At 63.6% G+C, this 15,347-nt stretch carries 10 protein-coding genes and 1 riboswitch; of the genes, 2 read left to right on the top strand and 8 right to left on the bottom strand.

Annotated elements, in window-relative coordinates; translation table 11 throughout:
* Window positions 1–66: 66 nt before the first annotated feature.
* The 8 genes from gcvP to AC0L2K_RS07935 all read right to left on the bottom strand — a co-directional run bounded on the left by gcvP (window position 67) and on the right by AC0L2K_RS07935 (window position 9,246).
* Window positions 67–2,877, bottom strand: a complete 2,811-nt coding sequence (gcvP, locus tag AC0L2K_RS07970) for an aminomethyl-transferring glycine dehydrogenase (protein WP_473531056.1) — start codon at window positions 2,875–2,877, stop codon at window positions 67–69.
* A gap of 19 nt (window positions 2,878–2,896) precedes the next feature.
* Window positions 2,897–3,265 (bottom strand): glycine cleavage system protein GcvH, encoded by a 369-nt coding sequence (gene gcvH / locus AC0L2K_RS07965; protein WP_027156276.1) that lies wholly within the window; start codon window positions 3,263–3,265, stop codon window positions 2,897–2,899.
* 5 nt (window positions 3,266–3,270) lie between these two features.
* Window positions 3,271–4,386, bottom strand: a complete 1,116-nt coding sequence (gene gcvT, locus AC0L2K_RS07960; RefSeq protein WP_473531055.1) for a glycine cleavage system aminomethyltransferase GcvT — start codon at window positions 4,384–4,386, stop codon at window positions 3,271–3,273.
* Window positions 4,387–4,538: 152 nt separating this feature from the next.
* Window positions 4,539–4,626: riboswitch (glycine riboswitch) on the bottom strand.
* Between the two features lie 78 nt (window positions 4,627–4,704).
* A complete protein-coding gene (locus AC0L2K_RS07955; RefSeq protein WP_473531054.1) occupies window positions 4,705–5,493 on the bottom strand; it encodes a molybdopterin-binding protein in 789 nt (262 codons plus the stop codon).
* 1 nt (window position 5,494) lies between these two features.
* The gene (locus AC0L2K_RS07950; RefSeq protein ID WP_287257977.1) at window positions 5,495–6,376 is read right to left on the bottom strand and encodes a cytochrome b/b6 domain-containing protein; all 882 of its coding nucleotides are present in this window, start codon (window positions 6,374–6,376) and stop codon (window positions 5,495–5,497) included.
* Window positions 6,377–6,490: 114 nt separating this feature from the next.
* On the bottom strand, window positions 6,491–7,120 hold the full coding sequence (locus AC0L2K_RS07945; RefSeq protein ID WP_473531053.1) for a DUF1345 domain-containing protein: 630 nt from the start codon (window positions 7,118–7,120) through the stop codon (window positions 6,491–6,493).
* Between the two features lie 183 nt (window positions 7,121–7,303).
* Window positions 7,304–7,771, bottom strand: coding sequence for a YaiI/YqxD family protein (locus tag AC0L2K_RS07940; protein ID WP_287174027.1), 468 nt, complete (start codon window positions 7,769–7,771; stop codon window positions 7,304–7,306).
* Window positions 7,772–8,118: 347 nt separating this feature from the next.
* Complete coding sequence (locus AC0L2K_RS07935) at window positions 8,119–9,246, bottom strand: S-(hydroxymethyl)glutathione dehydrogenase/class III alcohol dehydrogenase (RefSeq protein WP_473531052.1); 1,128 nt, start codon at window positions 9,244–9,246, stop codon at window positions 8,119–8,121.
* 203 nt (window positions 9,247–9,449) lie between these two features.
* Between AC0L2K_RS07935 and AC0L2K_RS07930 the strand changes: the two genes are divergently transcribed.
* Together AC0L2K_RS07930 and dnaE are read left to right on the top strand one after the other, a co-directional pair.
* Window positions 9,450–11,462 (top strand): acetyl-CoA carboxylase biotin carboxylase subunit, encoded by a 2,013-nt coding sequence (locus tag AC0L2K_RS07930; protein ID WP_473531051.1) that lies wholly within the window; start codon window positions 9,450–9,452, stop codon window positions 11,460–11,462.
* Between the two features lie 346 nt (window positions 11,463–11,808).
* The gene (gene dnaE / locus AC0L2K_RS07925) at window positions 11,809–15,288 is read left to right on the top strand and encodes a DNA polymerase III subunit alpha (protein ID WP_473531134.1); all 3,480 of its coding nucleotides are present in this window, start codon (window positions 11,809–11,811) and stop codon (window positions 15,286–15,288) included.
* The last annotated feature ends 59 nt before the right edge of the window (window positions 15,289–15,347 follow it).

Here is a 15,347-nt window from a genome sequence, read left to right as displayed (position 1 = left end):
GCTTCTATCTTCTTGTTAGACCATGATCTTGTCCGAAAACCGGATTCCACTTTTCGGGATCATGGTCTACTCCGCCGCCCCCAGATATTCCGACAGCGGCGGGCAGGAGCAGACGAGGTTGCGGTCGCCGGCGACATTGTCGATGCGCGACACCGGCGGCCAGTATTTGGCTGACGTGTCGGCATCGCCGGCGGGGTAGGCCGCCTCCAGGCGCGAATAGGGATGGGTCCACTGGCCGGCCAGCGCCTCGGCGGCGGTATGCGGCGCATTGACCAGCGGATTGTCGGCTAGGGGCCATTCGCCTTTCGCCACCTTGGCTGCCTCGCCTGATATCGCGATCATCGCCTCGCAGAAGCGATCGAGCTCGCGCTTGGGCTCGGACTCGGTCGGCTCGACCATCAGCGTGCCGGCGACCGGAAACGACATGGTCGGCGCATGGAAACCATAGTCGATCAGCCGCTTGGCGACGTCGTCGACGCTGATGCCGGCACTGTCCTTGAGCACGCGGGTATCGAGGATGCATTCATGCGCGACGCGCTCGTGCCTGCCCTTGTAGAGCACCGGGAAATGCGCTCCGAGCCGCGTCGCCACATAATTGGCGGAAATGATCGCCGTCTCGGTCGCCTGCTTCAGGCCCGAAGCGCCCATCATCCGGATATACATCCAGGTGATCGGCAGGATCGAAGCGCTGCCGAACGGTGCAGCCGACACGGCATGGCCCGAGCCTTCGACGACGTGGCCGGGCAGATAGGGTTGCAAATGCGCCTTGACGCCGATCGGGCCGACGCCGGGACCGCCGCCGCCATGCGGGATGCAGAACGTCTTGTGCAGGTTCATGTGGCAGACGTCGGCGCCGATGTCGCCGGGGCGGGCGAGACCGACCAGCGCGTTGAGGTTGGCGCCGTCGAAATAGACCTGGCCGCCATGCTCATGGACAAGGGCGCAGAGGTCGCGCGCGCCTTCCTCGAAAACGCCGTGCGTCGAGGGATAGGTGAACATCAGCGCCGCAAGGTCTTGCGCATGCTCGTCCGCCTTGGCTTTCAGGTCGTCGACGTCGATGTTGCCGTCTTCGGTGCAGCGCACGACGACGACGTTCATGCCGGCCATCGCCGCACTCGCCGGATTGGTGCCATGCGCCGATGACGGGATCAGGCAGACCGTGCGGTGAGCTTCGCCGCGTGAGCGGTGATAGCCGCCAATGGCGAGCAGCCCGGCATACTCGCCCTGGCTGCCCGCGTTGGGCTGCAGGGTCACCGCGTCGAAGCCGGTGATCTCCGCCAGCCAGGCTTCCAGTTCGTCGATCATGGCGCGGTAACCGGCCGAATGGCTTGCCGGGGCGAAGGGATGCAAATTGGCGATATCAGGCCAGCTTACCGGCATCATCTCGGCGGCGGCATTGAGTTTCATCGTGCAGGAGCCGAGCGGGATCATGGCGCGGTCGAGCGCCAGGTCCTTGTCGGCCAGCCGGCGCAGGAAGCGCATCATGTCGGTTTCCGAGTGGTTTTCGCGGAAGACAGGCTGCGTGAGAAACGCCTTGCCGCGCGGTTTTCCGGGCATGGTGCTGCCGACGGCTGCGCCCGGCTTGGCGCCGAACAGCGCCGCGATCGCCTCCAGATCGGCATCGGTCGAGGTCTCGTCGAAGCTGATGCCGATGCGGTCGGCGTCAATGACGCGCAGCAATCGGCCGGTCTTTTCGGCTGCGGCGCCAATCGCCCCGGCTCTGCCTTTCACTTCCACCGTCACCGTGTCGAATCGGCTTGCGCCAAGCACCGAGATTCCTGCTGCCTTGAGACCGTCAGCCAGCCGGTTGGCCAATGCATGGATTCGGCCGGCAATCGCCTGCAGCCCGGCAGGGCCGTGCCAGATCGCATAGGCGGTCGCCATGTTGGCGAGCAGCGCCTGCGCGGTGCAGATGTTGGAGGTCGCCTTGTCGCGGCGGATATGCTGTTCACGCGTCTGCAAGGCGAGGCGATAGCCGGGCCGGCCCTTGCTGTCGGTGGACTGGCCGACCAGGCGGCCGGGCATCAGCCGCGTCAGCCTGTCGGAAACGGCGCAATAAGCGGCATGCGGCCCGCCAAAGCCCATCGGCACGCCGAAGCGCTGCATCGGGCCGACGGCGATGTCGGCGCCAAGCGCAGCCGGCGCGTCGGTCAGCGTCAGGGCGAGCGGATCGGCAATGAAGACGACCAGCGCGCCGGTGGCGCGAGCTTTCTCAATTGCCGCCCTGTGGTCGCCATAGACGCCAAACGTATCGGGCCAGGAGACCAGCAGAGCGGCTGTGTTGTCGTCGATCGTGTCACCGTCGACCTCGATGCCGAGCGGCTCGGCGCGGGTGCGCACGACGTCAAGCGTCTGCGGATGCGGCGTGCCGGCCAGCGCCACCTTGGTCCGCTTATCGCGGTGGTGGCGTAACGCGATGCCGACTGCTTCGGCCACCGCCGTCGCCTCGTCGAGCAACGAGGCCGACGCGACCGGCAGCCCGGTCAGTTCGGTGACCAAGGTCTGGAAATTGAACAGCATTTCGAGCCGGCCCTGGCTGATCTCGGCCTGGTAGGGCGTGTAAGCCGTATACCAGGCCGGGTTCTCGAACAGGTTGCGCTGGATGACCGGCGGCACGTGGACGCCGTGATAGCCGGCGCCGATGAAGCTCTTCAAAACTGTATTTTTCGCCATTGTCGCTGACAGCTCGGCCAGCGCCTCGGCTTCGCTCGCCGGGGCCGGCAAGGCCAGCGGCCGGTCGAGCCGGATCGATTTCGGCACAGCCTGGCTGATCAGCGTCTCGACCGACGGAACGCCGATCGTCGCCAGCATGGCTCTGACATCATTGAGGCCGGGGCCGATATGGCGGGCCGAGAAGGAGTAGGGTGCTGCGGTCATCTTTCCTGGTCCTGCTCTCTCAACCAATATGGGCTTTGTAGGCGGCCTCATCCAGGAGACCTTCGAGTTGGCTTTCATCGGCCAGCTTCATCTTCCACAGCCAGCCGTCGCTGGCCGCCGCCGAATTGACCAGGGACGGATCAGACGAAAGCGCGGTGTTGGCCTCGGTGATCTCGCCGTCGACCGGCGCATAGACGTCCGATGCCGCCTTGACCGATTCGACCACGACGGCGGTATCGCCCTTGGCCAGCTTTTTCCCAGGCTCCGGCAATTCGACGAAGACGAGATCGCCGAGCTGTTCCTGCGCGTAGTCGGTGATGCCGATGGTGGCGATACCGCCTTCGACGCGGAGCCATTCGTGATCTTCAGTGAAATAGGTCTTTGCCATGAAGTTCATCCTTTGCGGTAGCGATGCGGCGTGAAGGGCAGGGGATTGATATCGATCGGGATTTTGGTCCCGCGAACGTCGGCGAAGAGTTTTGCGCCGGGTTTGGCCAGCGACGCCTGGACGTAGCCCATGGCGACCGGATGGCCGGCCGAGGGGCCGAAGCCGCCGGAGGTGACGTGGCCGGCGGGTTTGCCGTCGGCATCGAAAAGGGTTGCACCGGGGCGCACCGGCTGGCGGCCCTCCGGCTTCAGGCCGACGCGTTTTTGCGCCGGGCCGCGCTCCAGGATTGCACGCAATGCGTCGGCGCCGATGAAAGCGCCGGAGGCGCGAACCTCCTTCGGGATCGCCCACATCAGCCCGGCGCTGGCCGGGTCGATCTCAGGCGTGATGTCCAGTCCGTGCAGGCACAGCCCTGCTTCGAGCCGCAGGCTGTCGCGGGCGGCCAGCCCAACCCACATCACTCGCTCGTCCTCGAGCAGTTTGGCGACGAGATTTCGCGCATCCGCTTCCGGCAGGCCGACCTCGAAGCCGTCCTCGCCGGTATAGCCCGAGCGGCTCATGAACCAGTTTTCGCGCGGCTCGAAGCCGTGCATGAACAGCAGCGATCCGGTTTCGATGCCGGCGCGCGACAGGGCGGCCCAGGCTTCGGGACCCTGGATTGCCAGGAAGACGCGGTCGAGTGCTTCAATCTTGGCGTCAAAGTCCGCCTTGGCATCAAAGTCGGCAAGCTCACGAAGGTGTTTTTCGTCGGCCTCAGCATTGCCGGCATTGGCGACGACCATGAAGCGTTGCCGGCCGAGCCTGGTGACGATCAGATCGTCGATGATGCCGGCGGCTTCATTGAGAAAGAACGTGTATTTGGACTGGGAAATCTCAAGCGCGCCGGCGTCGAACGGGCAGGCACGATTGAGCAGTGCTTCAGCGCCCAAGCCACTGATCTCGAACAGCTTCATGTGTGAGATGTCGAACAGGCCGGCATGTTCGCGGGTATGAAGGTGCTCCTTCATCACGCCGGCCGGATAGGTGAGCGGCATCGACCAGCCGGCGAACGCGCCAAAGCGCGCACTGGCGGCCACGTGCAGGTCTTCTAGGGGAAGGTGTTTGGTGTCGTCGCCCGTCATGTCGTCTCCAGAGTCGCACGCAATCGGCCGCGAATGGCGACCAGTCCGTGCCCCTCTGTCTGAAGCCTGAGAGACTCGCGCCCCGTAACTCTGTCGGCAGCGCTTACACCTTCGGCGCGGGGCGAAAAAAGCCCCGACTTTCCAGAGTGTCTTTCCCGTCTACGGTTCTTTTTGCCTGAGAGATTTCGGGCGATTTCCCCTTCGGCGGCAGCTCTCGCTGCTCTCTCCCGCAAACAGGTAGGACTCAATTTGAGCCCTCGACTCGTCATCCATAGCCTGTCGGCGACACCTTGTCACCTGCCAGCGACAGCGTTGCGATCAAATGCCGCCGTACCAGTCGTAGCCATTGTCCTCCCAGTAGCCGCCCCTGCCGCCGCCGATGGCGGCGAAACTGTCGACCAGTTCGATCTTGCGGAGATACTTTGGCATCTTGTAGCCGATCTGGCGCTCGACGCGGACGCGCAGCGGCGCACCGTTCTCGACCGGCAGCGGCTTGCCGTTCAGGCCATAGGCAAGGATCGTCTGCGGGTGACGGGCATCGATCAGGTCGATCGAGCCGTAATATTTGATGTCGCCGGACAGGCTGCGGTCGATCGTGTCGAGGCAATGGAACATGACATAGCGTGCCTGCGGCTTGACCACCGCCTGGTCCAGCACCAGCGACAGCGGCGTGCCGGTCCATTTGGCGATGCAACTCCAGCCTTCGACGCAGTCGTGGCGGGTGATCTGGGTGCGGCTCGGCATGTTCATCAATTGCTCGCGGGTCAGCGACAGCGGCTTTTCGACGAGGCCGGAAACCTCGAGCCGCCAGTCGGCGAAATTGTTGGCGAGCAGGCCCTTGTAGACATCGTCGTCCGGCGCGGTGACGCCGTTCGGCCGCTGCGGCTGGCGAATGTCGGCTTCGGTGAATTCCGGCGCAAGCGAATCGCCGGCGAGCAGGCGTTGCGCGCGCCAGGTCAGGCCGTTGGCGTCTTCAAGGAAGCTGCGCAGGCCCTCGCCGACACGAAGCTGGCTGTCGAAGGCATCGCAACCCGACAGCATGATGCCGGAGACGCCGAGGCTTGCCGAGGTCAGGAATTTTCTGCGGCTGATCACAAACTTCGCCATCTCACGCACTCCTCTGCGGCGTCTTGCTGCCATGCTCCGGCGGATCGGTTCGGTACCAACCGGTGATGATGGAACGCAGCTCGTTGATCGGGCCGGCGGCGAAGATCATCAGCATATGGATGATGAAGAAGGCGACGAGCAGCAGCATTACTATGAAATGAATGGTCCGCGCCGTCTGCCGGCCGCCAAGCAGATCGTTGAGGAACGGCAGCGCCGCGTTCATGCTCGGCGACATGGCAAGGCCGGTGATGATCATCAACGGCAGCAGCACGAACATCACGCCGCCATAGGCCATCTTCTGCAGCGTGTTGTATTCGCGCGTTTGGTGAAACTTGAATTTGGCATGATCGACGATGTCTCGCGGCAAGCGCCTGAGATCGGGGATGCGCGGGACAAGATCGCGGCGCAGATGACCGTTGATCAGGCTGGCGACCAGCCACACGACCAGGGTCGTGGTCAGTATCCAGGCAAAGAAGAAATGGACGACGCGGGCCGTGCCGAGGTCGTAGTAGGAGGGGATCGTCGCCCAGGACGGGAAGGCGCGGGCCGTCTCCCGACCCGCCGGCCCCGACCAGCCGAGCACACCGGTTGTGTCGAAGCGCTTGCCGAAGATTTCGGTGTAGCCGCGCGGGCCGTTTGCGGTGTTCTCGGCGCCGATGGCGAAGATGGTGTTGTTATAGGCGAATCCCGATTCCTTGCCGATATAGAGCTGCGGGCGGGCGTTGAAGATCTGCAGGCCGGAAAGCAGCATGAAGAACAGCGAAATGGCCCAGAGCCAGTGCGTCAGCCGCGTCCAGCGCGACTGCCGGTAGATCAGCGTCGCATCCTTCGGCGCGGCAGTATCTGGCCCGACGGTTGATTGGCTCCTGGCCACCGATTGCATTTTTTCGCGTCCTTCCGGCCGCTCAGTCGGCCTTTCCGATCGTTCTCCTCCCAATACGTCGCCGGCCAAAGCGATGTTTCATCCGATCACGGAATTATTACAGCCTGCCCGGTGCTACCGGCTCCCGAAACTGACGGCGAGGTTGACCGCGGCAGCGACGATCACTGTATTGATAAAGAACGACACGATCGAATGCAAAAGCACGATACGACGCATTTGCGTGGTCGAGACCGCGGTATCGGAGGTCTGTGAGGTCATACCGATGGTGGCCGAGACGTAGAGAAAATCCCAGCCGTCCGGCTCCTCCTTGCCGGGAAACGAAAGGCCGCCGACGGGCTTTTTCTGCTTCGATTTGCTGCCGGGATCGGTCTCTTCGTCGTTGACCCAGTAAACATGTGCGTAGTGCAGCGCGGTCATGGCGTGGATGGTGAACCAGCCGAGCGGGATCGACAGCAGCGCAAAGGTGAGTTCGACACGATGCGCGCTGCCCTCGCGATTGATCACTTGGAACAACGAGATCAAGGCGACGGCGACGACAATCAGAGTCACGGCAAAGATGACCAGCACCGGCTGGTCGGTGGCGCGGGCATGCTTGCTCACATAGCGGCCGGTGAGCAGCGGCATCTGGGCGACGACAATGGCGGTGTAGGCGGCGAAAAACGCATTGGCGCCGATGGAGAAGGCGAGCAGAGTGCGCAAGGCCAGCGCGATCGCCAGTGCCACCACGCCGATGCAGGCCGACACCGCGAACTGGATGCGGCGGTGCAGTGGTTTCTTCAGGGCAGCTCGGTCGTCATGGCCCGGCCTCTGATGCGGTCCGTCTTCTACACCGCCGCTCGTCCTCTAAGACTCGGACATTATAGCACTTTTGATTGTGCGCATGTTATTCTGGTTTGCTGCGCTGACCTCCGGTCCGAGGTGAAAGCGCTAGCCCAGCGCGGCGGATTTCAGCGCACGCCGCAAGATGCGGTCGAGCTCGCCAAGAAACCGCGAGCGGTCCTGCGGCGCGAAACTGGCATTGTAGCCCTTGCTTTCGCCGGTCTCGCGCAGATGCTGCTTGAGGTCGCGCATCGCCACCGCCATGCCGATCGTTTCCGGCGTGAACGGGCGTCCGGTCGGCCCAAGCACATGGGCGCCGAGCGCCACCGTGCGGGCCGCAAGCGGGATGTCTGATGTCACAACGATGTCGTTGGGCTTGGCATTGTCGACGATCCAGTCGTCCGCCGCGTCGGCGCCTTTGGACACGACGACGTTGCGGATCATCGGATCGCGCGACGGGCGCAGGCCGCCATTGGAGACAAAGGTGACGACGACGCCATGGCGCTCGGCGACCTTCTCGACCTCGGCCTTCACCGGACAGGCATCGGCATCGACGTAAATGGCGGGTGCGAGCATGGTTCGTCCAACGCGTATGGAGCCGGGCGATTGTGCCTGGCTCTGTCGATGATATTCGAGCGGTCGCCATCCCAGCAACGCTCCGGACCTGTTGGTGCAGCGCAATCGCTTCAAAGGTCGGCGCCGCCCCTCATTGCCCTGCCGGGCATTTCTCCCCGTATAGTGACGGGGAGAAAGACGCCTTCGCAAAGGATTTCGCCAATCTTCAGCGTGGCAGAAAGCGTGCCGACGTTGCGATCAGCCCCTTCTCCCAGTCACTATACGGGGAGAAGATGCCGGCAGGGCAATGAGGGGCGGCGCAGACCTGAAGCGATTGCCTTGCTTCCTCCCGGCCACGTCGCAAATTCTCAATAGACCACCACGCTCCTGATGCTCTTGCCCTCATGCATCAGATCAAAACCCTCGTTGATGTCCTCCAGCTTCAGCGTGTGGGTGATCATCGGGTCGATCTCGATCTTGCCGTCCATGTACCAGTCGACGATCTTCGGCACGTCGGTGCGGCCGCGCGCGCCGCCGAACGCGGTGCCCATCCAGGTGCGTCCGGTGACCAACTGGAACGGCCGCGTCGAGATCTCCTGACCGGCGCCGGCAACGCCGATGACCACCGACTTGCCCCAGCCGCGGTGCGATGCCTCAAGCGCCTGGCGCATCACCTTGGTGCTGCCGGTGCAGTCGAACGTATAGTCGGCGCCGCCGATCTGGTCGGCGCCGCGTTTTGTCATGTTGACGAGATAGGGCACGATATCGCCGTCGATCTCCTTCGGATTGACGAAATGCGTCATGCCGAATTTCTCGCCCCATTCCTTCTTGTCGTTGTTCAGGTCGACGCCGATGATCATGTCGGCGCCGGCCAGGCGCAGTCCCTGGATAACGTTGAGTCCGATGCCGCCGAGGCCGAAGACGGCGGCCGTGGCGCCGATCTCGACCTTGGCTGTGTTGATCACCGCGCCGATGCCGGTGGTGACGCCGCAGCCGATGTAGCAGATCTTGTCGAAGGGCGCGTCGGGATTGACCTTGGCCACCGCAATCTCGGGCAGCACGGTGAAGTTGGAGAAGGTCGAGCAGCCCATATAGTGGAAGATCTTGTCCTTGCCGATCGAGAAGCGCGACGAGCCGTCCGGCATCAGCCCTTGCCCCTGCGTGGCGCGGATCGCGGTGCACAGATTGGTCTTTCTGGACAGGCAGGACGGGCATTGCCGGCATTCCGGCGTGTAGAGCGGGATGACGTGGTCACCCTTCTTGACCGAGGTGACGCCCTTGCCGACATCGACGACGATTCCGGCGCCCTCATGGCCGAGGATCGCCGGAAAAATGCCTTCGGGATCGGCGCCCGACAGCGTGAATTCGTCGGTGTGGCAAATGCCGGTCGCCTTGATCTCGACCAGCACCTCGCCGGGCTGAGGGCCGTCGAGGTCGACCTCCAGGATTTCCAGCGGCTTTCCGGCGGCGACAGCGACAGCGGCACGGGTTTTCATCGGGGCTCTCCTCTCAAGCCAAATCGGCAATCGAGGCGAGCTTTAGCGTATCTGCAGGTTCAGGACTATGGGACGAATTGACAGTTCGGTGCCCGGTTTTGGTCGGCACCAGGCGCGACTCGGCACCCCGGATATGCGCCTACGTGCCTTGACCGGCCGGGCCAAGCCCATAAAAGAAAGGCAGCCGAGGGAATAAAACCCGCATGTTCACAAAAATCCTGATCGCCAATCGTGGCGAGATCGCCTGCCGCGTCATCAAGACGGCTCGCAAGATGGGCATCGCCACCGTCGCGGTCTATTCGGACGCCGATCGTGACGCCGTGCATGTCGAGATGGCCGACGAGGCTGTCCATATCGGGCCTTCGCCGGCGTCTGAGAGCTATCTGGTGCCGGAGAAGATCATCGCCGCCTGCAAGGCGACGGGTGCTGAAGCCGTGCACCCCGGCTACGGGTTTTTGTCCGAACGCGCCTCCTTCTGTGAAGCGCTGGAGAACGAAGGCATCGTCTTCATCGGCCCGAAACCCGGAGCGATCAGGGCGATGGGCGACAAGATCGAATCGAAGAAATTCGCCAATGCGGCCAAGGTCAGCACGGTGCCCGGCTGGCTTGGCGTCATCGAGAATGCCGGTCATGCCGAGAAAATAGCCGGCGAGATCGGCTATCCCGTGATGATCAAGGCCTCGGCCGGCGGCGGCGGCAAGGGCATGCGCATCGCCTGGAGCAAGGCCGAGGTGCGCGACGGGTTCGACCGGGCGCGGTCGGAGGCCAAAAGCTCGTTCGGTGACGACCGCGTCTTCATCGAAAAGTTCGTGGTCGATCCGCGCCACATCGAAATCCAGGTGCTGGCCGACGCGCATGGCAATGCGCTTTATCTCGGCGAGCGCGAATGCTCGATCCAGCGCCGCAACCAGAAGGTCGTCGAAGAGGCGCCTTCCCCTTTCCTCGATGCCAGGACCCGGAAAGCCATGGGCGAGCAGGCGGTGGCGCTGGCCAGGGCGGTCGACTACCAGAGCGCCGGCACGGTGGAGTTCATCGTCGATAGTGAAAAGAACTTCTATTTCCTTGAAATGAATACACGATTGCAGGTCGAGCACCCGGTGACCGAGCTCGTCACCGGCATTGACCTGGTCGAGCAGATGATCCGCATAGCAGCCGGCGAAAAGCTCGCTATCAAGCAAAGCGACGTCAGGCTGAACGGCTGGGCGGTGGAAAGCCGGCTCTACGCCGAGGACCCGTATCGCAATTTCCTGCCGTCGATCGGCCGGCTGACGAGATACCGGCCGCCGCAAGAGGGACAGTTCGGCGACATCGTCATCCGCAACGATACCGGGGTTGCCGAGGGTTCGGAAATCTCGATGTTCTATGACCCGATGGTCGCCAAGCTGTGCACCTGGGCGCCGACGCGGCTCGCAGCGATAGACGCCATGTCCGAAGCGCTCGACAGTTTTGTCGTCGACGGCATCGAGCACAACATGCCGTTCCTGGCAGCACTTATGCAGCATCCGCGCTGGCGGGAAGGGCGGATATCGACCGCATTCATATCAGAGGAATATCCGGACGGCTTCGCGCCGATCGTGCCTGATAGCGAGGAAACGGCCGTGCTCGCAGCGATCGCCACCGCGGTCGAACTGCTGCGCCGCGACCGGCTCGACCGGCTCGGCGGGCGGCTGGCGCCGCATTCGGGTGTCCTGAAACGCGACTGGGTGGTAAAGATCGGCAAGGATTACCTTTCGGCCTCGGTTCTCGAAGGCATGATCTCAATTCCGCTGGCGATTGGTCTGTCGATTGACGGCGGCACGGCGCTGACGGTCACGTCCGACTGGCGTCCGGGCGACCTGATCTGGCGCGGCACGGTCGGCGACCGAAGAATCGCCGCGCAGGTCAGGCCGGTGCTGAACGGGCTTCGCGTCGCCTGGAAAGGCATGTCGGTGAGCGTACGCGCCATGCTGCCGCGCACCGCCGAACTCGAAAGGCTGATGCCGGAAAAAGTGGCGCCCGACACCTCGAAGATGCTGCTCTGCCCGATGCCCGGCCTTGTCGTGTCGATCGCCGTTGCCGAAGGGCAGGAGGTCAAGGCCGGCGAGACGCTGGCGGTCGTCGAGGCGATGAAGATGGAAAACGTGCTGCGCGCCGAGCGCGATCTCACCGTGTCGAAACTCAAGGCAAAACCGGGCGACAGTCTCGCCGTCGACGCGGTGATCATGGAATTTGCGTGAGGATACAAGGCAATCGCATTGGTTGGCGCTGCCCCTCATTGCCCTGCCGGGCATTTCTCCCCGTATAGTGACGGGGAGAAAGACGCCTTCGCACAGGATTTCGCCAATCTCCGGCGTTGCAGAAAGCGAGCCGAGGTTGCGGCCAGCCCCTTCGCCCCGTCACTATACGGGAGAAGGTGCCGGCAGGCGGATGAGGGGCAGCGCCAGCATCGACAATTGGCCTGTCGCTGGACTCGCATCGTCCAGTGCCGGACAATACATCCTCATCGACTGAGTCCTCTCAAACGGCGATAAAAAAATGGCGAATGAGACACTTCCCCGCGATCCGTTGCGGCGCGAGGCCTTTATGAAGGCGTCGCGGCCGGAAGCGCCTGCGCGGCCGTTCATTCATCTGCGCGTGCATTCGGCCTATTCGCTGCTCGAAGGCGCTTTGCAGCTCGGCACGGTTGTCGGCCATGCGGTCAAAGATGACGCACCGGCCATTGCCGTCACCGACACCAACAATCTGTTCGGCGCACTCGAATTTGCGCAAAAGGCGGTGAAGGAGGGTATTCAGCCGATCATCGGCTGCCAGACCGCTCTGGCTTTTTCCGGTGAAGCCAGCGACAGCCAGCGCGACCGCAGGCGGCAGGGCCCGGAAATGCGGCCGGTGGTTTTGATCGCGGCGACCGAGGCTGGCTACAGCAATCTGGTCAGGCTGGTCAGCCGGGTCTATCTGGAAACGCCGCCCGGCGAGGCCGTGCATCTGACGACCGAGATGCTGCAAGGCCATTGCGACGGCCTGATCTGTCTCAGCGGCGGGCCGCGCGGCCCGATCGGCAACGCGCTGAAAGAGGACCGCCGCGACCTCGCCGAGACGCGGCTTCTGGCGCTCAAGGCGCTGTTCGGCGACCGGCTCTATGTCGAGCTGGAACGGGTTTCCGGTTATGACCGGGCCATCGAGAAATCGTCAGTCGACCTCGCCTATATCAATGACTTGCCGCTGGTCGCCACCAACGAGGCGTTTTTCTCCTCGCGCGACGACTATGAGGCGCATGATGCGCTGATCGCCATCGCCGAAGGGTCGGTCGTCGCCGTCGACAATCGCCGGCGGCTGTCGCCCGACAATTTTCTGAGAAGCCAGGCCGACATGGCGAGGCTGTTCGCCGATCTGCCGGAGGCGATCGACAACACCGTCGAGATCGCGCTGCGCTGCTCCTACTATCCCAAGACCCGCAACCCGATCCTGCCGCGCTTTGCCGGCGGCGATGTCGCCGACGCCGATGCGGCGGTGAAGGCGGAGGCGCAGGAGCTTGCCAGACAGGCGCATGAAGGGCTGGAGGCGCGGCTCGCCGCGCACGGCCTAGCCCCTGGCTACGCGGTCGAGCAATACCGCGAAAGGCTGGAATTCGAGCTCGGCATCATCGAGAAAATGAAGTTCCCCGGCTATTTCCTGATCGTCGCCGACTTCATCAAATGGGCGAAGGCGCAAGGCATCCCGGTCGGGCCGGGGCGCGGTTCGGGCGCCGGTTCGCTGGTCGCCTATTCGACGACGATCACCGACATCGACCCGCTGCGCTTCTCGCTGCTGTTCGAGCGCTTCCTCAATCCCGACCGCGTGTCGATGCCCGACTTCGACATCGATTTCTGCCAGGACCGGCGCGAGGAGGTCATCCGCTACGTCCAGCATAAATACGGACGCGACCAGGTCGGCCAGATCATCACCTTCGGCACGCTGCAGGCCCGCGCGGTGCTGCGCGATGTCGGCCGCGTGCTGCAGATGCCCTATGGCCAGGTCGACAAGCTCAGCAAAATGGTGCCGTCGAACCCGGCCAATCCGGTCAAGCTCGCCGACGCCATCGCCAACGAGCCGCGCTTTGCCGAGGAGGCGGAGCGCGAGCCGATCGTGCAGACGCTGCTCGACATGGCGCAAAAGCTGGAAGGGCTCTACCGCCACGCCTCGACGCACGCCGCCGGCATCGTCATCGGCGACCGGCCGCTGTGGGAGCTGGTGCCGATGTACCGCGACCCGCGCTCCGACATGCCGGTCACCCAGTTCAACATGAAGTATGTCGAGCAGGCCGGCCTGGTGAAGTTCGACTTCCTCGGCCTGAAGACGCTGACGGTGCTGGAGACCGCGGTCAAGCTGATCCGCCGCCGCGGCATCGAGATCGATCTTGCCCATATTCCGCTCGACGACCCCGACACCTATGCCATGCTGTCACGCGGCGAAGTGGTCGGCGTGTTCCAGGTGGAAAGTGCCGGCATGCGCAAGGCGCTGATCGGCATGCGGCCCGACTGCATCGAGGACATCATTGCGTTGGTCGCGCTTTACCGGCCGGGCCCGATGGAGAACATCCCGACCTACAACGCCAGAAAGCATGGCGAGGAGGAGATGGCTTCGATCCATCCGAAGATCGACCATCTGGTGAAGGAGACGCAAGGCGTCATCGTCTACCAGGAGCAGGTGATGCAGATCGCGCAGGAGCTTGCCGGCTATTCGCTGGGCGAAGCCGACCTGCTGCGCCGCGCCATGGGCAAGAAGATCCGCGCCGAGATGGACAAGCAGCGCGAGCGCTTCGTCTCGGGGGCGATCGAGCGCGGCGTCGGCAAGCCGCAAGCCGACTTCATCTTCGACCTGCTGGCAAAGTTCGCCGACTATGGTTTCAATAAGTCGCATGCCGCCGCCTATGCGGTCGTCTCCTACCAGACGGCCTATCTGAAGGCGCACTACCCGGTCGAATTCCTGGCCGCGTCGATGACGCTCGACATGGGCAACACCGATAAACTCGCTGATTTCCGCCAGGATGCGCTGCGCCTCGGTATCGATGTCGTGGCGCCGTCGGTGATATCAAGCTTCCGCGCCTTCGAAGTCGCCGAGAACCGGATCTTCTATTCGCTGGCCGCGCTCAAGGGCGTCGGCGACGCGGCGGTCGAGCATATCGTCGCCATGCGCGGCGAAAAACCGTTCAAGAACCTCGCCGATTTTTGCGAAAGGGTCGACCCGAAGATCGTCGGCAAGCGCGTCTTCGAAAGCCTGATCATGGCCGGCGCGCTCGACTGCTTCGGTCACGACCGCGCCGCGATGATGGCGGGCGTCGAGCGGATGATGGGGCTGGCGTCGCTTGCGCAGCAGAATGCAATGTCGGGCCAGCACGACATTTTCGGCGCCTCGCTCGGCGCGCAGTCGCAGGCGCTCAACCTGCCGGCGACCGACCCGTGGCTTGCCGCCGACCGCCTGCACCGTGAATTCCAGGTGGTCGGCTTCTATCTCTCGGCGCACCCGCTGGACGAATACAAGGCGGCGCTGCAGAAGATGCGGGTGCAGACCTGGGCCGAGTTCTCGGGCGCCGTCAAACGCGGCGCTGCCGCCGGGCGGCTTGCCGGCACCGTCACCACCAAGCAGGAGCGCAAGACGCGCACCGGCAACAGGATGGGCGTCGTGCAGTTCTCCGACACGTCGGGCCAGTATGAAGCAGTGCTGTTTTCCGAAGGTCTGGCGCAATATCGCGACCTGCTCGAGCCCGGCCGTTCGGTGGTGGTCACAGTTTCGGCCGAGGACAGGCCCGAAGGCGTCAATCTGCGCATCCAGACGGTGCAGTCGCTGGAGGACGAGGCAAGCCGCATCCAAAAAGCCTTGCGTATCTTTGTCAGGGATGATCGGCCGGCGTCGGCGATTCAATCGCAGCTTACCCAGCGCGGCGACAGCCTGGTGAGCATTATCGTCATCAAGGACGAGGCGCAGGGCGAGGTCGAGATCGAACTGCCCAACCGTTACCGCGTCTCGCCACAGATCGCCTCGGCCATGCGGGCGGTGCCGGGCGTGGTGGAGGTGGAGTTGGTGTGAGCTAACGACCGTATTCCGCCAGGTCGCATTGCTCGGTGACGATGCCGCTGGTATTGTGG

Source organism: Mesorhizobium sp. WSM4817, from assembly GCF_055811135.1.
Note: the sequence above shows the minus strand (reverse complement) of the source record. Positions and strands in the feature narration are given on the sequence as shown.